The sequence below is a fragment of the Arthrobacter bussei genome, assembly GCF_009377195.2.
Taxonomy (GTDB): Bacteria; Actinomycetota; Actinomycetes; order Actinomycetales; family Micrococcaceae; genus Arthrobacter_D; species Arthrobacter_D bussei.
The window spans coordinates 164,655-191,653 of record NZ_VJXX01000006.1 but is presented as its reverse complement, the minus strand read 5'-3'; the positions used below and the strand labels follow the sequence as shown (position 1 = coordinate 191,653).

The window sequence follows — 26,999 nt, the reverse complement described above, 5'->3', positions numbered from 1 at the left end:
GCCATGCCGCTCACCCCCGCTGACCACACCCTCCCGGGCGGCTCCCGGAGGTCGGGCAAGGGGCTCGCCGCCGGGACCCTCGGACTGTGGGGCTCCGTGGTGATCGGACTGGCCTCGACGGCCCCGGTCTACTCGCTCGTCGCCACCCTCGGCTTCGTGGTCCTCGCCGTCGGCGCCCAGGCGCCGATCGCCTTCATCGTCGCGTTCATCCCGATGCTGTTCGTCGCCTTCGCCTACCGTGAGCTCAACGAGGCCGTCCCGGACTGCGGCACCTCCTTCACCTGGGCGACGAAGGCCTTCGGCCCCTGGGCCGGCTGGATGGCCGGATGGGGCGTCGCCGTCGCGGGGATCATCGTGCTGGCCAACCTGGCGCAGATCGGCGGCATCTACCTCTGGCTGCTCGTGGGGGACGGATCACTCGCCGAGGATCCTCTCGTGGTCACGGCGACCGGCGTCGTCTTCATCGCCCTGATGACCTACGTGAGCTATCGCGGCGTGGAGATCGGCGCCCGCCTCCAGAACATCCTGCTGGCCGTGCAGTACCTCGCGCTGGCCCTCTTCGTGGTCTTCGCCCTGGTGGGTGTGGCCAACGGGACCGCGGAGAAAGCGACGGCGCCGTCCGCGGACTGGTTCAACCCCTTCGCGTTCGAGAGCGTCGAGGGCTTCACGGAGGCGATCCTCCTCGCGCTGTTCATCTACTGGGGCTGGGACGCGTGCCTGGCCCTCAACGAGGAGACGAAGGACGCCCGGCGCATCCCGGGCCGCGCCGCCCTGATCTCGACCGTCCTGCTGCTGGTGACCTATGTCGGCGTCACCGTCGCGGCCATGATGTACGCGGGCGTAGGCGAGGACGGCGTGGGCCTCGGCAACGAAGCTAACGCCGACGACGTCTTCCTGGCACTCAAGGACGTGGTCCTCGGCCCCTGGTCGTGGCTGCTCGTGATCGCCGTGCTGGTCTCGGCCGTCTCCTCCACGCAGACCACCATCCTCCCGACCGCCCGCGGGACACTGTCGATGGCCGTCTACCGGGCGCTACCCGAGCGCTTCGCCACCGTCCACCCCGGGTTCAGGACGCCGTCGTTCTCCACACTGGTCATGGGCATCGCCGCGATCGCGTACTACATCGTCATGACGATCATCAGCGAGAACATCCTCGCGGACTCGATCCTCTCGCTCGGCCTGGCCATCGCCTTCTACTACGCCATCACGGGCTACGCCTGCGTCTGGTACTTCCGCCGCGAGCTCTTCGACTCCCGGCACAACGTGGTCTTCCGCTTCCTGCTCCCCCTGCTCGGGGCCCTGATGCTCACCGCGGCCTTCTTCAAGTCCGCCATCGACATGGCCGACGTCGACTACGGGTACAGCGTCCTGTTCGGCATCGGCGGGACGTTCGTGGTGGGCATCGGGTCCCTGGCCCTCGGCCTGGTCCTCATGCTGCTCTGGCGCACCCGCCCCGCCTCCCGCCCGTTCTTCGCCGGGAAGACCCTCACCGAGGACTCCCCCGTCCTGGTCCCCGATTCCCCTGACATCTACCGACGCTCCATCGACGGAGGACTTTCCTGATGCGCATCCTCATCATCGGCGCCGGTGGCGTCGGCTCGGCCGCCGTCCGGATCGCCGTCCGGCGGCCGTTCTTCGACGCCCTCGTGGTCGCCGACTACGACCCCGCCCGGCCGCAGGCGCTCGTCGACGAACTCGGCGACCCGCGGCTGGTCGCCGCGGAGATCGATGCGTCGTCGTCGTCCGCCGTCGCCGCCGTGGTCCGCGAGCACGCCATCACGCACGTGCTGAACGCCGTGGACCCGCGCTTCGTGATGCCGATCTTCGACGGCTGCTTCGAGGCGGGCGCCACGTACCTCGACATGGCGATGAGCCTGTCCGCACCGCACCCGGACCACCCGCACGAGCAGACCGGGGTGATGCTCGGCGACGAGCAGTTCGCCGCGGCCGCGCAGTGGGAGGCCGCCGGCCGCCTCGCGCTCGTCGGCATGGGCGTGGAACCGGGCCTCTCCGACGTCTTCGCCCGCTACGCAGAGGACCACCTTTTCTCCTCCATCGAGGAACTCGGGGTGCGCGACGGCGCCAATCTCACCGTCGAGGGGTACGACTTCGCGCCGTCGTTCTCCATCTGGACCACGATCGAGGAATGCCTGAATCCACCGGTGATCTTCGAGCGGGACCGCGGCTGGTTCACCACAGCCCGGTTCAGCGAGCCGGAGGTGTTCGAGTTCCCCGAGGGGATCGGCCCGGTGGAATGCGTCAACGTGGAGCACGAGGAGGTGATCCTCATGCCCCGCTGGACGAAGGCCCGCAGAGTCACCTTCAAGTACGGGCTCGGCGAGGAGTTCATCACGGTGCTCCGCACGCTGCACACCCTGGGCCTGGACTCCACCGCACCCCTCGACGTGAAGGGCGTATCGGTGGCCCCGCGCGACGTCGTGGCAGCCGCGCTGCCTGATCCGGCGACGCTCGGCGACCGGATGCAGGGCAAGACCTGCGCCGGCGTGTACGTGACGGGCACCGGGACCGACGGCGCACCCCGGGCCGTGTATCTCTACCACGTGGTGGACAACGAGTGGTCCATGGCGGAGTACAACTCGCAGGCCGTGGTCTGGCAGACCGCCGTCAATCCGGTGCTCGCACTGGAACTCCTGGCCTCCGGTGCCTGGAGCGGTTCCGGCGTCCTCGGCCCGGAGGCCTTCGACGCCCAACCGTTCCTTGACCTGCTCGCCGCCGACGCCCCCGCCGGCTACGGCTCGCCGTGGGGCCTCGAGGAGCGCGACGCCGGCGCGGCCTGACCCGGGGCGACGGCGGCGAGCGCTTCCGCCCGCGCCGCCGCCGAGATCCGGCCCTGCCCGTTCAGCCCGCGTTGGGGAGCGACACCTCGACCTGGCCGGCGATCACCCGCGTCTCGAAGGAGTGCTGAGGAGAGGTCGCGGGACCCTGCACCACCTCACCGGTCTTCAGTGAGAACCCGCTGTTGTGCCACGGGCACACGACGCACGGATTGCCGTCGTCGAACGTGACCTCACCCTCGTTCAGCGGCCCGGAGAGGTGGCTGCAGGTGTTGGAGAGCACCGAGACCTCGCTGCCCCGGCGGAAGACGACGAGCGGGATCTCGCCCAGCACGCGCTTCTCGAGCTTGCCCTCCTGCAGTTCCTCGAGGGACCCGATGGAGTGCCAGCCGGCCTCGATGCGGTGCGGCACGTCCTCGTTGTGGTTGGCGCCGAGCGACTGCCGGTAGGACATGTGCCCACCGAGGAAGCCACCGGCCGAGACGACCACGAGGCCCGTGTAGGAGAGCAGCTTGCCGGACCTGCCGCGCAGCCGCTGGACGAGCGAGCCGGTGTACAGGCCGACGGCGATCAGGTTGGCGGTCGCGTGCACGATCCCGACGCGCAGCTGCTGCTCGTGGCCTTCGGACCAGTCGGCCCAGCCGGCGAGCGCCGTGGGGGCAGCGCTGGCGACACCGGTGCCGATGAGGACGGCGGACGCCTTGTTGGATCCCGGAAGCAGGTCGAGGACCGCTGCGGAGAGCCAGCTTCCGGTCGGGACGAGGATCATCAGGGGGTGCAGCGGGTGGCCGATGGGCACGCCGTGCAGGATATCGCGCAGGGCGCCGGGCTTGAGTACGGCCTGCACCACGTCGCGGACCTTGTTGGCCACCGGATCCAGTGCCGCGGCGTTCTCGAGCTTGTCGATGGACTGGAGGGGACGGAGTGTCTTCATGGAGTTCTCCCAAATCGCAGGTCCGGGCGGCGAACACCACCAGCTGATATGGGAAGCATACTGATGAACCCCGACGGGTGGTGGGCTCTTGCCGGATCGGGCCGCGTACCCTAACGCCGCGGACGGTTCCGCCCGGTCCGGTCCCGCCCGGTCCGGCTCAGGACCGCACGGTCCCGCCAGGCGCCCGTGGACCAGAGCGCCCAGAGGACGAGCACGGGCTGGAAGAACAGCCGGGTCAGGCGTGCCGCGTCGGTGTCCAGGCCGAAGGCGCTCACGCCCTCGACGTACTGGGCGATGTTGCCCGGGAAGATCGCGACGAAGAACGCGGCGACCACCCACCCGACGACGACCCGGTACCGCCCGAGCGCGACGAGCGCCGCACCGAGAAGCAGTTCGACGACGCCGGACGCCACCACCACGACGTCCGCGTCGAGCGGCAGCCAGGACGGTACCTGGGCGGCGAACTCGGACCGGGCGACGGTCAGGTGTGCGGTCCCCGCGAACAGGAGGAAGGCTCCGAGCACCAGGCGCGCAATGGTGCGGGGCAACGAGGTGCGCGCCGTCGTCGTGCCGGTTCTCGTGCCGATCCCTCGTCTTGCTGCCATCCCGCGAACCTAGCACCGACCCATCGGACGGCACGGCCGGGTCCACGTGGTCGCCCGCCGACGTCGGGCCGTCATCCGGCGCCCCGGGGCGCACCGGGCGCGGTTCCTTCGATACCATCAGTGTGCTGCCGTCCGCAGTCCTAGCACGCCGCGATCCGCCTGGGTAGGAGCATGCGCTCCGCAGATTCCTCACCGCGCGCGGGGACCCGCGGTCATGATGGACCGCAGCACGCCGTATGAACACCACGAAGGAGATCGTCATCGCCCCCCGGAACAGCACCAGCGTCCGCCTGCGCACCACCCTCGCCCTACTCGCCGAGCACCAGGAGGCCGGGAACAGCGTCGCGCCCAGCGACGTGATGTCTCAGGCCGTGGCGGCAGTCCCCTTCGACGCCAAGGAGGCCGAGCTCCTCTCCGGCGGCGTCCCCCGCGGGTTCAAGGCCCTGACGACGGCGACGGCCAAGCTCGTGAAGGCCGGCTGGCTGGTCAAGGGCCGCTCCGGCTGGACGGCGACCGACGAGGGCATCCGCGCGGTCCACGCGTTCGCCGATCCCGACCAGTTCATCAACGCCATGATCAGCGGCGCCCCCGTGCCCGAGCAGGCCCCGGCCGTCACGCATGCGCCGCAGTCCCCCGAGTCCCTCGGCGAGGACGCGCAGGCCGTGCAGGCCGTGCAGGCCGTGCGGACCGACACGGAGGCGGACGCGACGGCGTCGACTGAGGGGTCCGAGCCGTCCTCGTCGGAGCCGCCCGCGACGGCCGAGGAGTCGGACGTCTCGGAGACCATGGCGGACCTCGCCCCCGCCGACGCCACGAACTCCGAGGACCCCACCCCGCCCGACGTCGCCCCGACCCTCGAGGTCTCCCCCGACGTCGCGACCGAGCAGGTACCGACCGACACTCCCGCCGACGAAGCCTGGCACGATCAGCCGCAGTCCGTCGCACTCTCCGGCGACTTCGATCCGCTGTTCGGCGAGACAGGTCACTGGAGCACCGACCTCCGCGAGCTGCAGTTCGTGTGGGAGCCGACCGAGAACGTCTGGAAGCAGACGCTGCAGCTGCCCGCCGGCACCTACCAGTTCAAGATCCTCGTGAACGGCACCTGGGACGAGAACTACGGCCGGTTCGGCGTGCGCGACGGCGCCAACCACGAACTGCACCTGCTCTCGGACACGTCGGTCACGTTCCGCTTCGACTACGCCACGAGGGACATCACGACCTCCTAGGCCGATCCCGGCCGACGGCCCCGTCACCTGCCCGTGCGGCAGGAGGCGGGGCCGTCGTCGTTCCGGGATCGCGCGAATCACTGCCGCACAGCAGGAGGCGGGGCCGTCGTCGTTCCGCTCAGCCTTGCCGCAGCTTTGCCCAAGGACCCGCCCTGCCGTCCGCCCGCGTCCACGACCTCCCTCAGCATGGGAGGGACTGGATGGGGGCTGCACATGGGTGCGATGGATCGGGACTGGTACCACGAGCGCAGGGACGGGGCCGGCAAGCTGCGGCGCTCGCCCTCGGGCAGGGTCCCGCAGTGGGCGCTGGACGACGCCGTGGGCGTGGCGAGTGATCCTCACCCGTGGCGCGCACCTGCGACCCACTCCCGGCGGAGGAGGCGGGCCGGGCTCCGAGGATCACGACGGCGGGCGTCCCGAACCCGGTCCTCCACCACCGCGATCGGGGTCGTCCTGCTCGTCGCCCTCCTGTACGCGACGCCATCGCTGTTCGACCGCTTCGTCCTGCCGATCACCCTGCCCTACCTGCCCGGCGCGAATGTGCCACCCCGGGGCGTCGAGGCACAGGACAGTCCGCTCGGCACACCACCGCTCGTTCCGGCATCGGGCGCCTATCAGCTCCTCCCGTCCCCCACCGAGTCGCAGGACTGGGTGGCTGTCGACCCGTGCCGCCCGGTGCACTACGTCGTCCGCCCGGACAATGCGCCGCCGGGGACGGAAGGGCTCGTGCAGGAAGCCGTGGCGGAGGTGTCCGCGGCCACCGGGCTGCACTTCGTCGATGACGGATTGACGACGGAGGGGCCGTCCGAGGAGCGCGATCTCTACCAGCCGGAGCTCTACGGCCGGACCTGGGCGCCCCTCCTCATCACCTGGACGAGCCCCGCGGAGATTCCCCAGCTCGCCGGCGACATTGCCGGACTGGGTGGCAGTGAGTACGCGTACGTCCCCGGAGAGCCGCTCGTCTATGTCGGTGGGCAGGTGCAGATCGACGCGCCCGATGCGACCGGGATGCTGGCGTACCCCGCGGGAAGGGACCTCGTCCGGGCGACCCTCATGCACGAACTCACCCATGTCGTCGGGCTCGATCACGTGGACGATCCGCGCGAGCTGATGTACGAGGCGAACACCGGGCTGGTGTCCTTCGGCCCGGGCGACCGGGCGGGCCTCGCCCTGCTCGGGTCAGGACCCTGCGCACCGGGCCACTGATTCCCGGCAGCTGCCCGCACGGTGCCCGAGCCGCAGGTAAGACGCCGCCGCGCGGTGTCAAGACCACCGGAGATCGTCCACCGCCGGCGATTCCGCCGACCACTCCCGACCACGTAGATTTGACCAATGAGCAATGATGCCCCCTCGACAGTCCTTCGCCCGTTCGATCCAGACGGTGGCGGCGACCAGCCCGTGGACGCACTCGAAGCGCTCATCGCGAAGGTCGAGGGCGAGGTTGCCGAGCTCCAGTTCACCCGCTTCACCAACGACGACGCCGTGGCGCTCGGCCAGCTCCTCGTGCAGATGGGGGTGGGCCGGAACCTGCCGATCGCCATCGGCATCAGCAAACCGAACCACATCCTCTTCCGGGCCGCGCTCGACGGCGCCACACCCGACAACGACTTCTGGCTCGACGCCAAGAGCCGCACTGCTGCCCGCTACCTGGTGCCGTCGCTGCTCGTCGGGTTGAGGGCACGGCGCAACGGCGGCCGCTTCGAGGGCAATCCGATGGTCGACCAGTCGACCTACGCGGCGCACGGAGGCTCCTTCCCCCTGTACATCCGGGGCGTGGGACCGGTGGCCACCGTGACCGTGTCCGGCCTGCCGCAGCTCGAGGACCACAAGCTCGTGGTCGAGGCGCTCCGCACGTTCCACGCCGCCGACGGGCTCTGACCGGGTTCCTCCCCGCCGGGGCGTGGCTTCGTGCACGCCCACCCAGCCGTCGTCGCCGTACCACCCGCCCCGAGTCAGCCTCCGGGGTCTGCCTTCGTGCACGCCGTTCGGTCGCCGTCCCACCCGCCCCGAGTCAGCCTCCGGGGTGTGCCTTCGTGCACGCCCTTTCCCTGACAATCCGGCCTTGCAGCGGCGTGTCGCGCCGAGACACGCAGTTCGGGGCGTGAAAGGGGTGCAGGAAGCAGCGCTGTCGCCCCACCACGTCGCAGCGGCCGCTTGAACGGTCCCGTCTCAACGGCAGTCACAGGGCAGACAGGGCTGCTGGTGCGCGAAGGACGCGACGACGACGCCCGGACAGGCCCGTGACACACAGGCCCGACACACGACGACGGCGCCGGATCAGGCCCGGCGCCGTCGTCATTCGGTGGTCCGCGTTCTAGATGGCCGCCTCGATCGCCTCGGCGATCGGCGTCGGACCGCTGTTGAACTGGATGGTCCGGTCCACCGTCCCGAGGTCCCCGAGCACGACGGCGGCCACGTGCGCCACGTCCTCGCGCGGCACCGAATCCTGCTGGGGCTCGTCGGACACCTCGATCGTGCCGGTCCCCGGATCGGTGGTCAGGGAGCCGGGACCGAGGATGGTCCAGGCCAGCTTCGAGTGGCGCAGATGCTCGTCGGCGGCGGCCTTCGACTCGGCGTAGTGGAAGAAGCTGTTGTCCTCGGGGACACCGTGGTCCTTGCCCGCCCCGAGGTAGGACACCATGACGTACCGGCCCACGGACGCCTGCTCGGCGGCATCCATCGACCGGATCGCGGCGTCGCGGTCGATGGCGTACGTGGCCTCGGGGCTGCTCCCACCGGAGCCGGCGGACCAGACCACGGCATCGTGCCCGCTGAAGACGTCCGCCATGTCCTGCACCGAGAGCTCTGCGAGATCGGCGACGACGGGCGTGGCGCCGGCCTCCTCGACGTCGGCGGCGTGGTCCTGGTTGCGGAAGATCGAGCTGACCTGGTGGCCCTGGTCCGTGAGGATCTTCGTGAGGTGCAGCGCTACTTTGCCGTGCCCGCCGATGATGGCTACGCGTGACATGGGAACTCCTTCGATCGATGGATTGTCTGGTCCCGACGCTAGTCCCCACCCAGTGCCGGTGCCACCGCTTCCGGGCGGTTCAGCCCGGAGCGCACCCGTATTCCCGTCACCCGGACGCCGTGCCCACCCTGCCCACCCTGCCCACCCTGCCCACAGTGCCTGCCGTGCCCACCGTGCCCGGGCAGCGGCGAGGAGGAGCCCGCCGTCCCCGGGCGCAGCCCTCAGGAGGCGTCGATCGGCAGCAGGAGGTCCTTCACGCTCGGGTCCGTGGTGAGGAACTCCTGGACGGCGGGGTCGGCGAAGGCCTCGGTGAGCTTCTGGATGTTCTCCGTCTCCAGGTAGTCGGTGCCGACGGTCAGCTGCGAGGCGAACTCGTCCGGCGCCGCAGGCGCGAAGATCTGCTTCTCCAGGGGTACCTTCGCCGCGGTGTAGTACTCCGTGTAGCCGACGGCGGCATCGAGGTCCGGGAGCGCCCTCGACTGCGCCCCGAAGTCGAGGAGCGTGAAGGTGAGGTTCTTGGGATTGGTCGCGATGTCGTCCTGGGTAGCCGCCCACTTGTCCACGCCGTCCTTCAGGGTGATCAGGCCGGCCCGCTCGAGCAGCCACAGCCCCTGGGCCTCGTTGGCGGGGTCGGAGTACAGCGAGATGGTGCCGCCGTCGGGGATCTGGTCGACGCTCGTGTACTTGTCCGACCAGATCCCGAAGCCCCAACGGAACACCGGCGCCACCGCGGTCTCGCGGAAGTCCGGGTTGGCCTGGAGGACCTGCCCGAGCCACAGTTCGTGCTGGTAGAGGGTCGCTGCCACCTCGCCCTCGCTCACCGCCCGGTTGATGGTGTTGCTGTCGCTGAGCCCCTTGAACTCGATGTCGATGCCGTACTTCGGCGCGACCTCGCGGTCGATGAACTCGATGAGCGCCTGCTCGGCGTGGTTCCCCTCGGCGGTGGCGACGTGGAGGGTGGCGCCCTCGGTCTCGGCTGCGGATTCCGCGGGATTCAGGAGCGGGACGGCGATGAAGGCACCGGCCGCGAGCACGACGACGGCGCCTCCCGCGATCCAGGGGGCCTTGCGTCGCTTGCGGAGCGTGAAGCCGTGATCGGCCTCGGGGGTCGGTGCGCCGGCGGAGGGGGAAGGGGTGTTCTCGGACATGGTGGAGGCCTTTCTGGGCGCGCCGGAGGGCGCGGTGTCGGGTGGGGCAGAAAAACTGGGCGGCGGTGGAGCGGGATGGAGCCGACGACGGGTCAGGCGCGCTGGAGCCGTTTCTGCGGCGTGGCGAAGCGGACCAGGCGGTCGCCGGCCACCTGCACGAGGGCGACGGTGACCACGAGGATCACGATCGTCGCGAGCATCACGGTGTTGTCGAACCGCTGGTAGCCGTAGGTCACGGCGACGTAGCCGATGCCCCCGGCCCCGATGGTGCCCGCGATGGCCGAGTACTCGATCATCGCGATCACCTGGATGGTGAGGCCGCCGATCACCGCGGGGACGGCCTCGCCGAACTGCGCGGACCGCATGATCTGGAGATTGGACCCACCCGCGGCCCGCGCCACCTGGATGATGGACGGCGGTACCGAACGCAGGGCGTTCTCGACGATGCGCGTGAAGAACGCGATGCCCGCGAGCGACATCGGCACGACCGCTGCGGCGATGCCGATGTTCGTGCCCGTGACGAAGCGCGTGAACGGTACGATCGCCGCCATCAGGATGAGGAAGGGCAGCGACCGGCCGATGCTGATGATCCAGCTGAGCACGGTGTGCAGCGCCGGGCGCTCGTAGAGTCCGCCGGGGGCCACGTTGTGGAGCAGCACACCGAGGGGTGTACCGATCACGAGGACCACGGCCATGACGATGCCCACCATGGTGACGGTCTCCCCGTAGGCGGGGAGCAGGAGGGCGGGCAAGTCCCCGAGGGGGACGTCGGCGCGCGGCAGGACGACGGCGCTCATGCCGCGTCCTCGAGGGCTCCGGCGAGGATCCGCTCGTCGGTCTGACCGAAGGTTGCGGCGGAGTGGTCGGGAGTGCCGCTCAGTCCGCACCGGGCGAGCGCCGCCACGACGCGGGCGTCGTCCTCCGTCCCGATGCCGAGCGTCGCGCTGCCGGTGTTGACCCCGTGCACGGTCTCGACCGATGCCCCCAGGAGGTGCACGCTCGCCCCGAGGTCGGCGGTCACGCGCTGGATCCAGTCGCCGGGAACGGTGGTGGAATCGTAGGTGACGAACCAGGTCCGCGTGCCGGCTTCCGGTCCGGCGTGGCCGCGGCGGGGCTGCAGCGAGCGACCGAGGCGGGAGCCGTGCGAGGTCAGCAGGTCCACGAGGCTGCCCTGCTCTACGATCCTCCCGTGGTCGAGCCGGGCGACGGTATCGGCGACCTGACGCACCGTGTCCATCTCGTGGGTGATGAACACGACCGTGAGATCGAGATCGTCGCGCAGTTCGCGGACGAGTCCGACGACGGAACGCGTGGTGTCCGGGTCGAGCCCGGAGGTGGCTTCGTCGGCCAGGAGGATCGAAGGACGCAGCGCGAGCGCCCGGGCGATGCCGACGCGCTGCGCCTGCCCACCCGAGAGCTGGAACGGGTAGTGGCCCGCCTTGTCGGTGAGTCCGACGCGCTCCAGCAGTTCACCGACCCGGCTCCTCGTCTCCTGCGGAGTCACTCCGAGGAAGTCGAGGGGGAGGGCGATGTTCTCGGCGGCCGTGCGACGGCTGAGCAGGCTCGAGGACTGGAAGACGGTGCCGATCCGGCGCCGCGCGTCGCGGAGGCGCTTCTCGGGCAGGCCGGAGAGGTCCTCACCGTTCACGACGACGGACCCCGACGTGGGGCGTTCGAGGAGGTTGATGCACTGCGCGAGGGTGCTCTTGCCGGCACCGCTCGGGCCGACCACAGCGGCGATCCGCCCGGTGGGCACCTCGAAGTCGAGGCGGTCGAGCACGGTGACGGAGGCGTCGCCGCGGCCATAGGTCTTTGTCAGGTGTCTCAGCGAGATCATGGGGTTCCTCGGGAAGGTCGAGCGGGGCAGGAGAGGCTGGAGCGCGGGCGTCGCGGGTGCGCGGCCGGACGGGTGCGTCAGGGGCGCGGCCGGACGGGTGCGTCAGGGGCGGGCGGGCTGGAGCCGGTAGCCTGCACCGCGGTGTTCCGCGGGAAGACGGTCACCCTTACCGAACAGCTTCTGGCGGAGGGTCCCCTCCGCGTAGTCCGTCGGATAGGCGCCGCGCTTCTGCAGCTCGGGCACCACGTGGGTGATGACGTCCTCGAAGGAGCCCGGCGTGATGGCGTAGGCGAGGTTGAACCCGTCCACGTCCGTCTCCTCGACCCAGGACTGCAGCTCGTCGGCCACCTGCGCACCGGATCCGACGACCCTCGGCCCCAGCCCGCCGATGCCGGCCCACTCGGCGATGTCGCGGACGGTCCAGGGGGCGCCGTCGTCGTTCACTTTCTGGAAGTTGGCCACGGCGGACTGGATGGCGTTGGACTGCACATTGCCGATCGGCTCGTCGGGGTCATAGACGCTGAGGTCGATGCCCAGCCAGCCGGAGAGCAGGACGAGCGCTCCCTCGTAGCTGACGTACTGCTGGTAGTCGGCGTGCTTGGCGTGCGCCTTCTCCTCGGTCTCGTCCGTGATGACGGTCAGCATCGTGTAGATGCGCACGGCGTAGCGGTCGCGCCCCTCGGCCTCGACGGCGTCGCGGATCTTGCGCACGGCGTCCTTGAGGAGGGCCTTCGTGGGCGAGCCGACGAAGACCGCTTCCGCGTTGCCCGCCGCGAAGGCGATACCCCGCGGGGAGGCCCCTGCCTGGTAGATGACGGGGGTGCGCTGGGGCGACGGCTCGCTGAGGTGGATACCGGGGACGGTGAAGAACGTGCCGTCGTGCTGGATCTCGTGGACCTTCGCGGGATCGGTGAAGACGCCGGTCTCGCGGTCGCGGACGACGGCGTCGTCCTCCCAGGAGCCTTCGAGGAGCTTGTAGAGCACCTCGAGGTATTCGTCGGCGTGGTCGTAGCGCTGGTCGTGCTCCAGCTGGTCTTCGTGGCCCATGTTGCGGGCCGCGGAGGGCAGGTAGCCGGTGACGACGTTCCAGCCCACGCGGCCGTCGGTCAGGTGGTCCAGGGTGGAGAGGCGCCGCGCGAAGGGGTACGGGTGCTCGTAGGCCGTGCCGGCCGTGACGCCGAAGCCGAGGTGTTCCGTGACGAGGGCCATCGCGGAGACGAGCAGGAATGGGTCGTTGACCGGCGTCTGCGTCCCCTGGCGCAGCGTCGCCTCGTTAGAGCCGCCGAAGACGTCGTAGGTGCCGAGGACGTCCGCGATGAAGATGCCGTCGAACAGGCCCTTCTCCAGGGTCTGCGCGAGGTCCGCCCAGTAGCGCAGGTCCTTGTAGCGCCAGGACTGGTCCTCAGGGTGCCGCCAGAGACCGGGCGACTGGTGGCCCACGCAGTTCATGTCGAAGGCATTGAAGCGGATACGGCGGGGTGCAGAGGTCATGAAGGATCCTCGTGTCCGGGGCACTGCCGGAAGGAAGCGCCATACTTGCCCGCACGGTGCATGACGGGCCGAATCCTCACCTGGGGCACCCCGCTACAGCGAGAGGGTTGCCGTCCAACAAACCAGGGTTTTGCGTTGGAACTCTTGATTCTGCGCCCGAGCCTAAGGGCGAGGCCCTGCAGGCGTCCATCGGCCGTCGTCACAGAACGTCACGAGGCAATGTGGTGGACGGCCCGCCGGGCCGGCCTCACCTCAGGTAGGACGCCCCGTTGGCGTCCACCACGGTCCCGCTGACCCAGAGCGGCGCGTCGGTGGCGAGCCAGCCCACCGTCCGGGCGATGTCCTCCGGCGTCGCCACACGGTTGAACGGGCTCTGCGCGCGCACCGCGTCCCCGCCCGGACCGTCGAGGACGGTCCTGCCCATGTCGGTCTCGACGAAGCCGGGCGCGACGGCGGCGGCGAGGATCCCGTGCGGTGCGAGGGCGACGGCGAGCGACTGCGTCAGTGCGTGCAGCCCCGCCTTACTCGCGCCGTACGCGGGCGTGGCGGGTTCACCGCGGTAGGCGCCCCGGGACCCGACGCTGACGAGGCGCCCGCCCTCCGGACCTGCGGGGCGTCCGACGAGGTGCCGCGCCACGAGCCAGGCGAGGTTCGCCGGACCGAGCAGGTTCACGTCGAGGGTGCGGCGCCAGGCCTGCTGCCATTCCTCGAAGGACGTGCCGTCGACGGGATGCGCCTCGAAGATGCCCGCGTTGTTGACCAGCACGTCGATTCCGCCGAGGGAATCGACGGCACTGTCGACGATGCGCCGGCAGGCGTCAGGATCACCGACATCGCCGACAACGACGGTGTGACCCGCTCCGGGGAGTCCGTCCCGGACGGCCTCCGCCGCCGCCGTGTCCCGCCCCGCGTGCACGGCGATGCGGTGCCCCCGCCCGGACAGGTCCAGGGCGATGGCTGCGCCGATACCTCGACTGGCCCCGGTCACCAGAATGCTCAGTGTCATGGACAGGAGGCTACAACCTGCACGGCGCCCGTACGGCGGAATGGGCACCTGTGGACGGTCGAAGCGATCCGGGGGTGCGTCTTGCTACGCTGGCTGATCAATGCCCCCAGCCGCCGATCGAAGGACTTCGATGGACCCGTTCACCGCGAACTTCGACCGCGGGATCCTGAGACTGCGCTGGCGACGAGGTGTCGAGATCACCCACCCGTACGCCGTCGCCGCGGCCGCGGCCCTCGCCGAGTTCCACGGACCGACGGCCCTGCCGCTCCTCGTCCACATGCACGGCATCACGGGCATCACGCCCGAGGCCCGGATCGGGATGAGCAGCTACCGCGGATTCTCCAGGGTGGCGCTGGTCGGCCAGGACGTCGTGGACGAAGTGATGTCGGGCTTCTCCCACCGCTCCCCCACCGCGACCCGGTACTTCACCTCGGAGACCGACGCCGTCGCCTGGCTCCTCGAATCGAGCTCGTCGCACGCTCCGGCCTAGCTCCCGGAGCCAGGGGAGGAGCCGCGCACGCCCAGCGTCGTGTCGTTGACCGCCTGTCGGCGCGGGTGCCAGAGTGACTCCATGAGCAGCGAGCATCCAGACGTGGCCGTCACCGACAACAAGGCGAAGAGCCGTTACGAGGCAGCACTCGACGGCGATCCGGCGGGCATCGCCGCCTACGAGCTCTCCGATGACACCATCGTCTTCACGCACACCGTGGTCGACGAGGACCTGGAGGGCCGTGGCGTCGGCAGCACCCTGATCCGCCACGCGCTCGACGACGCACGGGACCGGCGCCTGACGGTGGTGCCCGAGTGCGAGTTCGTCGCGGCGTTCATCGACGACCACCCCGAGTACCGCGACCTGGTCGGCTGATCAGCCGGCACGACGTGACGGGCGCATGAGCGCAGCGTCGACGAGCACCTCGGCAGCCCTCCGTGCATGGCCGGCGGCGTCGGAGGTGCCGGCGATCGCCGCCGTCGTCTGTGCACCCTCGGCCAGGATCGACAGCTGAGGGGCGAGGTCCGACGGCGCTCCCGCGTCCGCTGCCAGGTGGCCGACGTAGACCTGGAAGGACTCCTTGTGCTTGCGGGCGTACTCGGCGACGTCGGGGCTCACGGCACCCAGCTCCGCGAAGCTGTTGATGAAGCCGCAGCCGCGGAACGAGTCCTGCCCGAACCACTCGGCGAGGTAGTCGAACATCGCCAGCAGCCGGTCCCGCGGTGCATCGGCCTGCCGTACCCGCGCGTCCAGCCCTTCGGTCCATGACGCGTGCCACCGCTCGAGGACGGCCATGACGATGCTGCTCTTCGAGGGGAACTCCTGGTAGAGCTTCTTGAGCGAGACCCCGGCGGCCGTCCGCAGTTCGTCCATGCCGACGGACTGGATGCCGCGCGCGTTGTAGAGGTCATCGGCGGTCGCGATGATGCGCGTCCGCACGTCGTCAGAAGTCATCCAGCCATTCTACTTGTTTTGAGAACGATCGTTCTATACGCTGTGAGCAGCAGGAGAGAACGACCGTTCTCACCGCTCGAGGAAAGGGATCGGATCACGGGTTTCATCAAGGTCGGCACCGAGAACAGCACGGACCTCCACCTCTACTACGAGGACCACGGCGCAGGCCAGCCGGTCGTCCTCATCCACGGCTACCCGCTGGACGGTGGTTCCTGGGAGAAGCAGACCGCGGCCCTCCTGAACGCCGGGTACCGCGTCATCACGTACGACCGCCGGGGCTTCGGCCAGTCCAGCAAACCCACCACCGGCTACGACTACGACACCTTCGCCGCCGATCTCAACACGGTGCTCGAGACCCTCGACCTCAACGACGCCGTGCTCGTCGGATTCTCGATGGGCACCGGCGAGGTGGGCCGGTACATCGGGACCTACGGCGAGGCCCGTGTCGCCAAGGCCGTCTTCCTCGCCTCGCTCGAACCGTTCCTGCTGCAGACCGACGACAACCCCACGGGCGTCCCCTCGACCGTGTTCGACGGCATCCGCTCCGCCGCCATCGAGGACCGCTACGCCTGGTTCACGAACTTCTACAACGACTTCTTCAACACCGACACCTTCCTCGGCAACCGCCTGAGCGAGGAAGCCCTCCGCAACGCCTGGAACGTGGCCTCGGGCTCGTCCTGGTACGCGTCCTTCGCCGTCGTCGACTCCTGGCTGACGGACTTCCGCGCCGACATCGAGAAGATCACCGTCCCCACCCTGATCGCGCACGGCACCGACGACCGCATCCTGCCCATCGATGCGACGGGACGCGAGTTCACCAAGCGCCTGCCCGCCGCCGAGTACGTCGAGATCGAGGGTGCGCCCCACGGCATGCTCTGGACCCACGGTACGGAGATCAACGAGATCCTCCTCCCGTTCCTCGCCACGTAGGCCCTGACCGAGGGGGACGTGCGCCGGTCCCGTGACCGGCGCACGTCCCCCTCGGTGCCACGGCCAGGCCTGCTGATTCCGGTCCGGGCCACCGGAGTACCCCGCCCTGCATCCGTTCCGGTCTGCCCGTCGTGCTTCGTCAGAACTGGATGCCGCGGGTGAGGCCGCCGTCGATCAGGAGATTGGCGCCCGTGGTACGGCTGGACCGGGGACTGGCGAGGAAGACGACGGCGTCCGCCACCTCCTCCGGCGTGCCCATCCGGCCCGTGGGATTGAGGCCCATCGCGGTGGCGAAGAGTTCGGGGTTACCGCCCTCGATGCTCTCCCACACACCGCCCTCGTGGTAGGTGTTGCCGGGAGAGACGGTGTTCGCCCGGATGCCCTGCCCGGCGAGCTGGAAGGCGAGGCCCGCCACGTAGGCGATCAGCGCCGACTTCACGGTGCCGTACGGCCCCGAGGCGAAGTCCACCTCGCGGCCGGAGACACTCGAGATCGCCGTGATCGACGGCGTCGAACTCCTCGCCAGGTGCGGGAGGGCCGCCTTGACCAGGCGCACCGTCCCGAGCAGATCGACCCGGAGGCTCGCCTCCCAGTTCTCCTCCGTGTCCTCGATCGCGAGCGCGCTGACGTTGCTGACCACCGCGTCGATCCCCCCGAAGTCACCCGCCACGGCGTCCACCCAGGCGGCAACCGCCACCCCGTCGCCGACGTCGAGCACGGAGCCGCCGACGCGGCCCGACGACGACGCGAACGCCTGCTCGGTCGCCGCGACCTCCCCGGCGTCCCGTGCGCAGAACGCGACATTCGCCCCCTCCTCGGCGAAGGACCGGACGATGGCCCTGCCGATGCCTTTGGTGCCTCCGGTCACGAGGGCGGTGACGCCGGTCAGCTGCAGGTCCATGGTGCTCCTTCGGTAGGACTGGCGCCGGACTGGTGTCCGGGCGCGGGACGTCAGCGCAGGTCTGCGGCCTGGCGCCTGAGGTGCGCGTGCAGGCCCCCGTAGGCGTCGGCGGACGGGAAGAGTGCCTTGGGCGCCTTGACCACCACGCTGTAGTTCGCGTCGACGGCATTGGCGATCGGCGCGAGGGCCGTCTGCGTCAGCAGCTGGTAGGCATCGAGCTGGTGCAGGCCGAAGAGATCGCCGAACCAGCGCACCATCTCCACCTGCCCGATCCGCCATGCGTCCTCCATGGGCCGCGAGGAACCGACGGCGCCCCAGTGGTAGTCGGTCTCGATGCGGGGCCACGCCGGCGCACCGCCCTTGACGAGTTCCACGATGATGGTCGAGTGCATGGCCCCCTCGACGGCCGTGCCGCACGCCTCGCCCTCGCCCTGCCGGTAGTGGCCGTCGCCGATCGAGAACAGGGCACCCTCGACGTTCACGCCGAGGTACACCGTGGTGCCCGCCTTCACGTCCGGTGCGTCCATGTTCCCGCCGAACCGTTCCGGCACCAGGCTGGACCGCACCTCGCCTCCGGGAGGTGCCACCCCGACCGTCCCGAGCATCGGCTCGAGCGGGAGTGCGACCTCGAAATCCCCGCGTCGCGACTGGAAGCCCACCGTCCGCCGCTCGGTGTCCACGTGGTAGATCCACGTGATGTCCGGCAGCGGGTCCTGGAGCGTGGCGGTGCGGTCCGTGCTGGTCAGGCCGCCGAAGAACGGGATGGTGGCCGAGGCGCCGTAGGACCGGGCCGGCGTCAGATCGGCGATGTGGAGGGCCAGGGTGTCCCCCGGTTCCGCGCCCTCCACGTAGAACGGCCCCGTCTGCGGGTTGACGAAGTCGAGGTCCACCTTCTCCCCGCTGACGTCGTCGATCGAGGTGAGGGCGTTGTTGAAGGCGTCCTCGGACCAGAGCCGGAGGGCGGTACCCGGCTGCACCCTCAGCACGGGGGCGCTGCCGCCGAAGGTGTAGACGAGCTGGTCCCGCCGCGGGTGGTACTCGATGATCTCCATGACCGGATGCTACGGGGCGGCCCCGACCCCGACAAGGGTCCGGTGCGGGTATCGATCCCTGCATCCGGCGCCCCGGGCCGGGACACTCGACGGCGCTGCGGGTGCACAGCCGTCGAATGACCGGCGGTGGTGGCCGGGTCAGTTGGCGAAGACGTCCAGCAGGCGCAGGTCCGCGCTCCAGAGTCCGAGCGAGTCCCCGGTGTTGTTGAGCACCGAGGCGGGCAGTCCGTTGTAGTAGGCGGCAGCCGTGTCCGTCCCCGGCCCGGTGTACACGCGGAGTTCCGCGCCAGGCTGCAGCACGTACCTCTCGCCCACGCGGAGAATGGTGTTGGCCGCGTCCCGGAGGAAGTATCCGCTGACATCGACGGTTGTTCCGGAAACGTTCCGCAGCGACACGTACTCACCGTTCTCCGGCTGGACGTCGTCTCCCGGCGGGTTGTTCACGGCGCCGCTGATCTCCAGGCCCGCACCCGGGAAGACCGGGAGCCCGCGCAGGTAACGGCCGTTCTGGACGGGGAAGTCCGTGGTGACCGCGTCCACACCGAGATCGACCACGGCCTGGACGGCCTCCGGCGAATTGACGGTGTAGGCGCTCATGGCGAGGCCGGCCGCATGCACACGATCGACGTCGGCGCCGGTGAGCGTCCGGTAGTTGGCGCCGACCGAATCTGCGAAGCCCGCCAGAGCAGCGAGCTCCGCGTCGCCGGGCACCGCTCCGGTGAGCTGCTGCAGCGGGATCTGCGGGGCGAGCTCCGCGAACCGGCGGTTGGAGGCGACGTCGAAGCCGATCACCTGCACCTTGTCCGCGGCGACGAGCTTCCGCCACGAAGGATCGGTCAGCAGCTGGTCAGCAACCAGCTGCTCGATGCCCGGGGACTTCGAGGGGCTCTTGATCTCGATGTAGACGCCCGTGGTGCGGGTGGCGACATCGACGGCATCGTCGAGGTGCGGGATGCGCTCGCCGACGAAGCGCTCGTCGAAGAAGGAGCCGGCATCGAGCTGCTGGAGTTCGGCCCAGGTGAACGAGGTGATGGGGTCCGAAGCACGGCCGGGGAACACGTCCTCCACGTCCGTGGTGCGGGCGGGGGTGTCATCGTGGAAGAGGAAGGGCACGCCGTCGGCGCTGAGTTGGACGTCGATCTCGATGAAGTCCGCCTTCGAGGACCGTCCCTCCTTGAAGGCGGCGACGGTGTTCTCGGGAGCCGTGCCGCCGGCGCCGCGGTGGCCGACGAGGATGGGGCCCGCCGGCTGATGTCCGGGCGCGACCCGCTCTTCCCGCTGATGCGCGCTGGGTGCTGCCTGCGCGCCGGGGGCGGGCAGGGCGAGGAGCGAGAGGCCGACGACGGCGGCGGTGACGACTGCGGGGGTGGCACGGGTGGCACGGGTGGCACGGGTGGCACGGGTGCCACGGGTGGCACGGGTGGCACGGGTGCCACGGGTGGCACGGGTGGCACGGGTGGCACGGGTGGCACGGGTGGAACGGGAAGACATGGAGGACGTCCTTCGATCGGGAACAAGCACGGGAGCGGTCAGCGCCCCGGTCCGATCCAATCGCTCCCGTCGGACATGGCCCGCAACGCAGGATGAACGGGCGATGAAGCCCTGACGGGGACGCGCCCCGATGTACCCGGCGCAGGCCGTACCGGTCAGTAGGCTTGCAGCTGGCGGAGACGATCGGCCGGGAGTGATCGAGGTGCGGGCAGCCCATGGTCACAGGACCCAGCGCCGCTGGAAGGAGGGACAGGATGATGCAGGACCGTCCTGGAGGTCATGCCATCGCACGCCGGGGACCCTCGACCCGGGTCCGGCGGAGACGCACCCTCTGGGGAGCCACCGCCCTCATGCTTGCCACCGCGGTGATCCTCGTGCCCCTCGTGCGGTCGTCGGGCGACGACGGACCGGGCGTGCCGGAGCCGATCGCCGTCCCCACCGCACCGGTGGCTGCCGCGCCACCGTCACTGGACCGGGACATGGCAGCGATCCTCGACGAAGCGGGCGGGTACCGCGTCGGAGTAGCCCTTGCCGATGTCTCGGGTGGGACCACGCGGACGTTCGGGGACCGCGATCCGTTCTTCGCCGCCAGTACGGCGAAGATCATCACCGCGGCCGCCTATTACCACCGGGTGGAGACAGGCGAAGCCCGCCTGGACGAACCACTCGGCGACTACGATGCCGCCTTCCAGCTCCAGGCCATGGTCAACACCAGCAGCAATGACGCGTGGCTCCTGCTCATGGACGCCGTCGGTCACTCCGAGCTCACGGCGTATGCCTCGTCGCTCGGTGTCGAGTACGACCCGGAGGAGAATCTGCTGACCGCCGAGGACATGGCCCTCGTGCTGCGTCGACTTTCCGCGGGTGAACTCCTCGACGAGGAACACACCACGGAGCTGCTCGGGTACATGCAGGACACGAACGAGGAGGATCTCATCCCGGCCGGGTCCCGCGCCGACGTCCTGGTGCAGCACAAGTACGGGCAGGTCGCCGGCGAGCTCCACGACGCGGCACTCCTCACCTACCGGGGATCCACCATCGCCCTCGTGGTCTACACGGAGGCACCGGAGGATGGCGGCACGACCGAGCAGACCGAGCTCATCCGTGAGGTGACCAGGGCAGCCGAGGCCGCCCTGTTCCCGACGGGCGGCTGAGGATCGGCGAGGCACGACTCCTGACTCTCGCCCGGCCGGGCGGCAGTCCTGGCCGGCGGCCGGTGCGCTACTCCTGCCCGTGCTCCCGGTCATGGATCCGGCCACCGGGGGCCGTCGCCCGCCCGGGTGGTCCCGCCGAACGCTGGGCGGCACGCCATTCCCTCCGGGTGAGGAGCTTCTCCCCCGCCGGCAGCTCGCGCCGGTACCTCCGGTAGGTCCTGCGGTCGGAGGATCCCCAATACGGGAAGGATTCGATCACCAGCTCGAACACGATCCTGGCGACGAGTCCGATCACCTCGATCACCGCGCGGCCCTGCCTGACTGCTTCCCCCTGGTCATGGCTGAATCCTACGGCCATGGTGCCGCCCTGGCCCTGTGTCAGGGGAAGGCCGAGAGTCCTGGCTCCTACGCGCGTCCGCGCAGGATGAGGTTCCAGTACACCTTGGGCAGCAGGACCCGCTCGGCGATGAAGGTGAGGCGCCGCTCACGCGCCAGGTTGTCCCAGCCCGGCACGGTCGGCATGGGCGCGTACTTGTCGTCGAACTCGGAGAACACCACGGTGTTCTTGCTGACCACGAACGGGCAGGCCGAGTACTGGTTGTACTGAGCGGTGGGCTTCTTGCCCTTCAGGACGGCCTTCAGGTTCTTCGCGAGGACCTTCGTCTGCATGCGCAGGGCGGCCCCGGACTTCGAGTTCAGGGTGCACGCGGCATCGCCGAGGGACCAGATGGCCGGGAACCGGGGATGGCGGAGGATCAGGGGGTCCACCTCGACGAAACCGCCATGATTGCCGGGGGCCGGGAGGTCGGTGGTCTTCAACCATTCCGGAGCGGATTGCGGGGGGACGGCGTGCAGTACGTCGTACGCGATGGTCTCGGATGCTCCGGTCGCGGTGTCCGTGAGCTCGACGGTGCGGCCCGACGGGTCGACGGACGCGAGTTCGGTGCTGTACCGGACCTCGATGCCGTATTCGTCGATCTTGCGATTCAGCTCCTCGTCGATGATGTCCATGCCGAAGATCGTGGGCGTGGACACGGCGAGGACCACCCGGATGTCCCCGAGAACGCCCTGCCGGCGCCAGTGATCACAGGCGAGGTACATCGGTTTCTGGGCGGCGCCGTCGCAGGATGCCGGACCCGGCGGCTGCGTGAACACGACGGTTCCGCGCTTCAGGTCCTTGAACAGCTTCCAGGCCTTCGGGGCGAGCTCGTACTCGTAGTTCGACCCGCCGTACGGTCCCTCCATGGCCTCCTTGAGTCCGGGGATGGAGGTCCAGTCGTTCTGGATGCCGGGACACACGACGAGGTGGTCGTAGGTGATGGCGGAACCCGACTCGAGCAGCACCGTGCTGCTCCCGGTGCTGACGTCCGTTGCCTTGTCCTGGATCCAGACCACGCCCTTGGGCATGACCGCCGACTGCAACCGCACGGCCTCGAACGCATCCGCGGTCCCGCCTGCTATGTGGGAGAACAGTGGCTGGTAGAGGTGACGGCTGCGCGGCTCGACGACGGCGACGTCCTTCACGTGGTACCGCAGGAGGCGCCCGGCGAGGGACACACCCGCGTTGCCGCCGCCGATGATGAGGACCTGGTGGTGGCGCTTCTCCCCGGCGGTGGGCACCACGGGGACCGTGCGGCCCGCGGGCGCGGCGTTCGTCCTGGAACCGATGACAGCTACCTCTTCCGTTTCACCCTGCGCGGCCTGTCCTCCCGACAGTACCGCCCGTCACCGACACCGGGCAGGGAAGATCCGTCAGTGCGCAGGAGGGTTCCCGGACGGACCTTCTGCATGTCCGACGACGGCGGACCCGTTCGCGGGCCGGGCGCCGGTCTCGTGCGCCGGGGCCAGGGACAGCACGGTCAGCAGGAGGTAGAGGATCATCAGCCATACGGCGAGCCCGGTTCCGCGCCGACGTCCGACCGCGCGGAGGGTGCGCACCCTCCGGCGTCGGGAGGCGGCGGGAACGAGGACGGAAGCCACAGCCGCGACGGAAGGGCCGGTGCCGTCGGTTTGCGAACCGGACGACGTGGTCCGACGGGGCGACCCGGCGCGGTGGGACGACATGGTGCGACCGATCACTCCTGGCCGGGCCTGGTCATCTCCACCGACGGGCTGCAACCGCGCCCGCTCGAAGCGATGAAGTTCGACCTGGGCGTGGGTCAGTTCCCGGCGGAGGATCTCCGCGGTCTCGGCTGCCCGCCGGGCGCTCGGCTCGTCCACGGCACGTCGATGCCGGTCACTTCTGCCCGGCGTCACCATGTCCCTGTCCCCATGCCATCAGTCTAGGAAGGGGCAAGCCCCCGTGACCCGCAGTGTTCGCTCAGGATCACCGCAGCGGCCTCCGGGCAGCCATGGGTGACGCCTACCGGGAGCCCGCTCCCTCCGACAGGTCCCATGGCCGCGCTCCCGCCTCCCGGGCGCCGAGCGACTCGACGACCGATCGCGTCCGTTCCCGTGAGGCAGCCTCCCGCTCGGGGGACGAGCACTCCCCCGGAGGACGGCCCGGCGCCAGCGCACACCACCGGTAGGGGTCCCGCTCGATCAGTGACGGTAGCCAGACGAGGTCCGAGACGGACCAGGCGCCGGCGTCGTCCCTGCTGAAACTCGCCCGGACGGTGAGCCCCTCGTTGTTGACGTCGTACACGGGTGAGAGCTCGGTGACGCCGTTGCCCAGGCCGTACACGATCCACGTGCCGTTGTAGTTCTCGATCGGCTGGACGGTGTGTGCATGGTGTCCGTAGAGGAGATCGAACTCTCCACTGTCCGCCAGGGCATGGGCGATCTCCACCTGCTGCGCGTTCGGGGTCGGCACGTACTCGTCGCCCGCGTGGACGGCGCCGAGCACGACGTCCGCGCCGGCTGCTCGGGCTGCTCGGGCCTTGGCGATCATGACGTCGGCGTCGAGCAGGTCGACGCGCCATGGCTGGTCCGGCACGAGCCCGTTGAGGCCGTAGGTCGCCTCGATGACGGCGACGCGCGCTTCTGGCTGGTCGAGGATGAGCACCTGCGCGGCCTCCTCCTCCGTGGCGTAGGAGCCCGTGTGCTCGAGCCCGGCAGCGTCGAGCGCCGCCAGGGTCCGCAGCAGCCCCTCGGTTCCCGCGTCGATGGAGTGGTTGCTCGCGGAGGTGCAGGCGTCGTAGCCGACGTCGGCCGCTGCCGTCAGGATCTGGGGCGGGACGTTGAACTGCGGGTACCCGCTGAAGGGGCCGTCGGGACCGGCGACCGGCGTCTCGAGATGGCAGATGGCGAGGTCCGCCGTCGCCAGGTAGGGCCGCTGTCCGGCGAGGAGTGGCTCGAAGTCCAGCGCGCCCTTGCCCGTGACGGTCGCATCGACGGCCGCCTGGTCCCAGAGCTGCGGATGCACCAGGAGATCACCGCTGACGACGACGTCGAGGCAGCCGTCGCAGGGGGTCGTCCCGGGGAGCGCACCAGCGCTTGATCCGGCCGAGGCTGTCGACGGGCTCGGCGTCGGACCGGCCGACGCGCTGCCGGGCCCGGTGGACGATGCCGTGGCGGTCGCGGCACCCGACGTCGGTCCGTCGCTGCCGTCCGGCGAGGAGGAGCAGCCGGCGAGCACCAGCGCCGCCACCAGCAGCGCCGAGGCCTGGGCAGTGCGGCGCACCCGCCCTGGCCGGCGGTCTCCCGTCATCGCTTCGTGCCTCACGCCACCACCTTCCAGGGTGCGGGCCCGGCGTCGACGCCAGGCCCGACCGGCCTCGATGCTCCGCGGATGGACGGCGGAGCCGGCCGGCCTGTTCCGTACGCGCCATTGAACACCATGCCGCCGTCACTTCGCATCGGACGGACTCGAACCGGCCGGCGGCATCCGCCCGACTCCGGCTCCCGCGCCCTGCACCCTCGGATCCGCCGGTACGGTGGGGGCATGCCGGCCACACCAGCTCAGCGTGTCCTGTTCCACGGGGTGACCGGGAGCGGCAAGACGTCGGCCGCCCATGCTTATGCCCGGGCGACCGGCCTGCCGGTGTTCTCGGCGGACGATGACCTCGGCTGGCTTCCCGGCTGGGCGAGCCGCCCGCCCGGGGACCAGGTGCGCCTGGCCGCCGAGATCGCCGCACAGGATCGGTGGGTGCTCGACAGCGCCTACTCCACCTGGCGGCACCTCGTCCTCCCGCGGGCCGAACTCGTCGTCTTCCTCGACTACCCGCGGTGGCTGTCCCTCGGCCGCCTCCTCCGGCGAACGGTCCTGCGGGTGATGTCGAAGGAACCCGTGTGCAACGGCAACACGGAGACCCTCCGCCGCGTCCTGTCCGCGGATTCGATCGTCCTCTGGCACGTCGCGACGTTCCGCCGCAAGCGGGTCGACATCGCCGGGATCAGGGCTGATCCGTCGATGCCTCCTGTGCTCTCCTTCCGGCGTCCGCGCGACCTCGACGCCTGGATCGCGGCCGGAGGCTGCGGTGTCCGCCCTCCGGACCCTGCGCCGTCGGCCGGCGCCGCAGAGGTCCTGCAGGACGAGAGCCCGCCCTGAGGCAGAATCACCCCATGACGAGGGCGATGGACGGCATCAGGGTGCGCGTGGGGACGCAGTCGCGGGACGGCCTCCGTCAGCGGCTTCGCGACGCGGGCGTGCACCTCAACACCCATGCGGAGACCCTGCTCGCCCATCCCTCGTTCGACGAGCCCGCCGGGCGGACGCTGCGCATCGTGCATCAGACGGTGGAACAGCTCGGGCTGGGTGAGGGCGGCGCCCGGTCGGAGGTCTTCGCGGCAGGGCGGCGGCACGGCCTGGAGCCCTGCCCCCTGGTGACCGGCCCCTACCTCCGCCTCGCGATGCCCGGCCAGCACACGGCCCCTGATTCCGTGTTGTCGGCGGGGCGCGCCCCGACCGGCGCCGTCCATGTCGCCTCGGAGCCTGTCACCTCGGACCCGGAGTACCCGAAGGGGTTCTACCTCCGTGTCGTGGACGGCCGTCAGTGGCTGAGGGGGTACCGGTGCGACGACACGTACGTGTTCACCCCGGAGCAGCGGCTCGCCTTCGTGCTGCCCGGAGACTGACCGGATCAGGGCCATCCGGCCCCACCGACCGGCACCCCTGGGAGCGGAGGTCCGGACGAGGTCCGGGAGCACCGGGAGCACCCGGAGCACCGGCGGTCCGCCCTCAGAACCGCGCCATCGCCTCCCGCAGCATCCGGTGCCCCTGCGCCTCGAACGCGGCGTCGCCGACGAGGAAGGCCCACACCGCGGTGCCGACCGCCTCCCGCAGCAGCTCGACCCGCCACACGTCGCCGTCCCGCGGGTCCGCTCCGTAGCCCGCCAGGAACGCGGCCTCCAACTCCGGCCGGTCCCGCCACTGCCGGGTCGCAAGACGGCAGAAGTCCGACGAGGCCGGACGGAGATCGAACCGACCGAAGTCGATGACCTGCAGCCGGCCGTCGGCCTGCAGCCAGTTCCGCGGGTGCCAGTCACCGTGCGTCGGCACCAGGACCGCCGGAGCCGGCCGGTAACCCTCGAGGATCCGCCGGACCGTGGACTCGGTCGCTGCGTCGACGCGGTGCCGCCGGCCCAGCAGGGCGATCGCCTTCTGCGTCATCCGGAGCTCGTACCCGGCATCCGTTTGCGCCGGCTGGGCGTGGAACAGTCGGAGGGCAGCACCGGCCTGTCGGTACGTGTCCCCGACCCACTCGGCGCCCGAACCTTCGACGAGCTCACCCGGGAGGTACGTGGTGATCAGGACGTTGACGTCACGGTCCGCCGCGACCAGGCGACCCGTCCTGTCCGCCCGCACCAGCGGCGCGGTGGACGTCTCGTGGGCGGTGATCTCCCGGCCGATGTGGTGGTTCGGCTGCGGTGCCGCCTTCACCACGACGTCGTGACCGCCGGACCGGACGTGCAGGACCCTCGTGTCCACGAGGTTCCACGACAGGTCCTCCACCAGCAGCGGCGCCGGGAGGTGCGCCTCCACGAAGCCCGCCTGCCGGGGGGTGAGGAGCCCCCGATGCCAGGCGGTCATCGCCTCGGCGCTGGTCGGCTGCCGCCGACCGGGAGTCGGAGCCGCC

28 protein-coding genes and 1 riboswitch are annotated in these 26,999 nt (G+C 70.3%); of the genes, 11 read left to right on the top strand and 17 right to left on the bottom strand.

All coding sequences use genetic code 11. The features are described 5' to 3' along the window. The first annotated feature begins 3 nt into the window (after positions 1-3). Positions 4-1,563: an APC family permease gene (locus FNH21_RS15375; protein ID WP_152816924.1), complete on the top strand. Its 1,560-nt coding sequence runs from the start codon at positions 4-6 to the stop codon at positions 1,561-1,563. Then, complete coding sequence (locus tag FNH21_RS15370) at positions 1,563-2,798, top strand: saccharopine dehydrogenase family protein (RefSeq protein WP_152816923.1); 1,236 nt, start codon at positions 1,563-1,565, stop codon at positions 2,796-2,798. The genes FNH21_RS15375 and FNH21_RS15370 overlap by 1 nt, the downstream gene beginning before the upstream one ends. A 61-nt stretch (positions 2,799-2,859) precedes the next feature. Here FNH21_RS15370 and FNH21_RS15365 read toward each other — a convergent pair whose 3' ends face one another. Both FNH21_RS15365 and FNH21_RS15360 read right to left on the bottom strand, forming a co-directional pair. After that, the gene (locus FNH21_RS15365; protein WP_152816922.1) at positions 2,860-3,729 is read right to left on the bottom strand and encodes a Rieske (2Fe-2S) protein; all 870 of its coding nucleotides are present in this window, start codon (positions 3,727-3,729) and stop codon (positions 2,860-2,862) included. Positions 3,730-3,839: 110 nt separating this feature from the next. Further along, positions 3,840-4,334 carry a DoxX family protein gene (locus tag FNH21_RS15360; protein WP_152816921.1) on the bottom strand — a complete coding sequence of 165 codons (495 nt, stop codon included), beginning with the start codon at positions 4,332-4,334 and terminating at the stop codon, positions 3,840-3,842. Positions 4,335-4,570: 236 nt separating this feature from the next. Here FNH21_RS15360 and FNH21_RS15355 point away from each other — a divergent pair, with 236 nt between their 5' ends. From FNH21_RS15355 to FNH21_RS15345, 3 genes are all read left to right on the top strand, one after another. Further along, entirely contained in the window at positions 4,571-5,560 is a 990-nt protein-coding gene (locus FNH21_RS15355; RefSeq protein WP_152816920.1) for a pullulanase X25 domain-containing protein, read from the top strand. Between the two features lie 213 nt (positions 5,561-5,773). Beyond that, complete coding sequence (locus tag FNH21_RS15350; protein WP_152816919.1) at positions 5,774-6,766, top strand: zinc metalloprotease; 993 nt, start codon at positions 5,774-5,776, stop codon at positions 6,764-6,766. 126 nt (positions 6,767-6,892) lie between these two features. After that, positions 6,893-7,438: a heme-degrading domain-containing protein gene (locus FNH21_RS15345; protein ID WP_152816918.1), complete on the top strand. Its 546-nt coding sequence runs from the start codon at positions 6,893-6,895 to the stop codon at positions 7,436-7,438. A 436-nt stretch (positions 7,439-7,874) separates the two neighbouring features. Here the strand turns inward: FNH21_RS15345 and FNH21_RS15340 are convergent, their stop codons facing one another. The 6 genes from FNH21_RS15340 to FNH21_RS15315 form a co-directional block, all read right to left on the bottom strand. Continuing rightward, on the bottom strand, positions 7,875-8,528 hold the full coding sequence (locus FNH21_RS15340; protein ID WP_152816917.1) for an SDR family oxidoreductase: 654 nt from the start codon (positions 8,526-8,528) through the stop codon (positions 7,875-7,877). A gap of 221 nt (positions 8,529-8,749) precedes the next feature. After that, positions 8,750-9,676 (bottom strand): MetQ/NlpA family ABC transporter substrate-binding protein, encoded by a 927-nt coding sequence (locus tag FNH21_RS15335; protein ID WP_152816916.1) that lies wholly within the window; start codon positions 9,674-9,676, stop codon positions 8,750-8,752. A gap of 92 nt (positions 9,677-9,768) precedes the next feature. After that, a complete protein-coding gene (locus tag FNH21_RS15330; RefSeq protein ID WP_152816915.1) occupies positions 9,769-10,473 on the bottom strand; it encodes a methionine ABC transporter permease in 705 nt (234 codons plus the stop codon). After that, positions 10,470-11,513, bottom strand: coding sequence for a methionine ABC transporter ATP-binding protein (locus FNH21_RS15325; RefSeq protein ID WP_152816914.1), 1,044 nt, complete (start codon positions 11,511-11,513; stop codon positions 10,470-10,472). Before FNH21_RS15325 ends, FNH21_RS15330 begins: the two co-directional genes overlap by 4 nt. A gap of 102 nt (positions 11,514-11,615) precedes the next feature. Continuing rightward, on the bottom strand, positions 11,616-13,004 hold the full coding sequence (locus FNH21_RS15320; protein ID WP_152816913.1) for an LLM class flavin-dependent oxidoreductase: 1,389 nt from the start codon (positions 13,002-13,004) through the stop codon (positions 11,616-11,618). Between the two features lie 36 nt (positions 13,005-13,040). Further along, positions 13,041-13,154: riboswitch (SAM riboswitch) on the bottom strand. Between the two features lie 97 nt (positions 13,155-13,251). Beyond that, positions 13,252-14,010, bottom strand: a complete 759-nt coding sequence (locus tag FNH21_RS15315) for an SDR family NAD(P)-dependent oxidoreductase (RefSeq protein WP_152816912.1) — start codon at positions 14,008-14,010, stop codon at positions 13,252-13,254. A gap of 130 nt (positions 14,011-14,140) precedes the next feature. Here FNH21_RS15315 and FNH21_RS15310 point away from each other — a divergent pair, with 130 nt between their 5' ends. Both FNH21_RS15310 and FNH21_RS15305 read left to right on the top strand, forming a co-directional pair. Next, positions 14,141-14,500: a SpoIIAA family protein gene (locus FNH21_RS15310; protein WP_152816911.1), complete on the top strand. Its 360-nt coding sequence runs from the start codon at positions 14,141-14,143 to the stop codon at positions 14,498-14,500. A gap of 81 nt (positions 14,501-14,581) precedes the next feature. Next, positions 14,582-14,875: a GNAT family N-acetyltransferase gene (locus tag FNH21_RS15305; RefSeq protein ID WP_152816910.1), complete on the top strand. Its 294-nt coding sequence runs from the start codon at positions 14,582-14,584 to the stop codon at positions 14,873-14,875. On the opposite strand, the gene FNH21_RS15300 is transcribed toward FNH21_RS15305, so the two are convergent. Continuing rightward, on the bottom strand, positions 14,876-15,454 hold the full coding sequence (locus FNH21_RS15300) for a TetR/AcrR family transcriptional regulator (protein ID WP_152816909.1): 579 nt from the start codon (positions 15,452-15,454) through the stop codon (positions 14,876-14,878). It lies immediately after the preceding gene. A gap of 42 nt (positions 15,455-15,496) precedes the next feature. On the opposite strand from FNH21_RS15300, the gene FNH21_RS15295 reads away from it, so the two are divergent. Further along, on the top strand, positions 15,497-16,384 hold the full coding sequence (locus tag FNH21_RS15295; RefSeq protein ID WP_338403314.1) for an alpha/beta fold hydrolase: 888 nt from the start codon (positions 15,497-15,499) through the stop codon (positions 16,382-16,384). A 139-nt stretch (positions 16,385-16,523) separates the two neighbouring features. Here the strand turns inward: FNH21_RS15295 and FNH21_RS15290 are convergent, their stop codons facing one another. The 3 genes from FNH21_RS15290 to FNH21_RS15280 form a co-directional block, all read right to left on the bottom strand. Continuing rightward, positions 16,524-17,285 carry an SDR family NAD(P)-dependent oxidoreductase gene (locus FNH21_RS15290; RefSeq protein WP_152816907.1) on the bottom strand — a complete coding sequence of 254 codons (762 nt, stop codon included), beginning with the start codon at positions 17,283-17,285 and terminating at the stop codon, positions 16,524-16,526. 50 nt (positions 17,286-17,335) lie between these two features. Further along, a complete protein-coding gene (locus FNH21_RS15285; protein ID WP_152816906.1) occupies positions 17,336-18,337 on the bottom strand; it encodes an acetamidase/formamidase family protein in 1,002 nt (333 codons plus the stop codon). Between the two features lie 138 nt (positions 18,338-18,475). Next, positions 18,476-19,828, bottom strand: coding sequence for a glycerophosphodiester phosphodiesterase family protein (locus FNH21_RS15280; RefSeq protein WP_152816905.1), 1,353 nt, complete (start codon positions 19,826-19,828; stop codon positions 18,476-18,478). 350 nt (positions 19,829-20,178) lie between these two features. Between FNH21_RS15280 and FNH21_RS15275 the strand changes: the two genes are divergently transcribed. Further along, positions 20,179-20,982 (top strand): serine hydrolase, encoded by an 804-nt coding sequence (locus FNH21_RS15275; protein ID WP_241743297.1) that lies wholly within the window; start codon positions 20,179-20,181, stop codon positions 20,980-20,982. A 67-nt stretch (positions 20,983-21,049) separates the two neighbouring features. Here FNH21_RS15275 and FNH21_RS15270 read toward each other — a convergent pair whose 3' ends face one another. From FNH21_RS15270 to FNH21_RS15255, 4 genes are all read right to left on the bottom strand, one after another. Further along, the gene (locus tag FNH21_RS15270) at positions 21,050-21,340 is read right to left on the bottom strand and encodes a hypothetical protein (RefSeq protein ID WP_152816903.1); all 291 of its coding nucleotides are present in this window, start codon (positions 21,338-21,340) and stop codon (positions 21,050-21,052) included. 47 nt (positions 21,341-21,387) lie between these two features. Further along, positions 21,388-22,605, bottom strand: a complete 1,218-nt coding sequence (locus FNH21_RS15265) for an NAD(P)/FAD-dependent oxidoreductase (protein ID WP_422108793.1) — start codon at positions 22,603-22,605, stop codon at positions 21,388-21,390. A gap of 129 nt (positions 22,606-22,734) precedes the next feature. Further along, positions 22,735-23,202 carry a hypothetical protein gene (locus tag FNH21_RS15260; RefSeq protein WP_152816901.1) on the bottom strand — a complete coding sequence of 156 codons (468 nt, stop codon included), beginning with the start codon at positions 23,200-23,202 and terminating at the stop codon, positions 22,735-22,737. A gap of 142 nt (positions 23,203-23,344) precedes the next feature. Next, entirely contained in the window at positions 23,345-24,646 is a 1,302-nt protein-coding gene (locus FNH21_RS15255; RefSeq protein WP_338403313.1) for a CapA family protein, read from the bottom strand. 219 nt (positions 24,647-24,865) lie between these two features. On the opposite strand from FNH21_RS15255, the gene FNH21_RS15250 reads away from it, so the two are divergent. Beyond that, complete coding sequence (locus FNH21_RS15250; RefSeq protein ID WP_191932041.1) at positions 24,866-25,471, top strand: P-loop NTPase family protein; 606 nt, start codon at positions 24,866-24,868, stop codon at positions 25,469-25,471. 14 nt (positions 25,472-25,485) lie between these two features. After that, on the top strand, positions 25,486-25,998 hold the full coding sequence (locus tag FNH21_RS15245) for a hypothetical protein (RefSeq protein WP_152816900.1): 513 nt from the start codon (positions 25,486-25,488) through the stop codon (positions 25,996-25,998). Positions 25,999-26,101: 103 nt separating this feature from the next. Here FNH21_RS15245 and FNH21_RS15240 read toward each other — a convergent pair whose 3' ends face one another. After that, positions 26,102-26,953 carry an aminoglycoside phosphotransferase family protein gene (locus FNH21_RS15240; RefSeq protein ID WP_152816899.1) on the bottom strand — a complete coding sequence of 284 codons (852 nt, stop codon included), beginning with the start codon at positions 26,951-26,953 and terminating at the stop codon, positions 26,102-26,104. Positions 26,954-26,999: the final 46 nt, after the last annotated feature.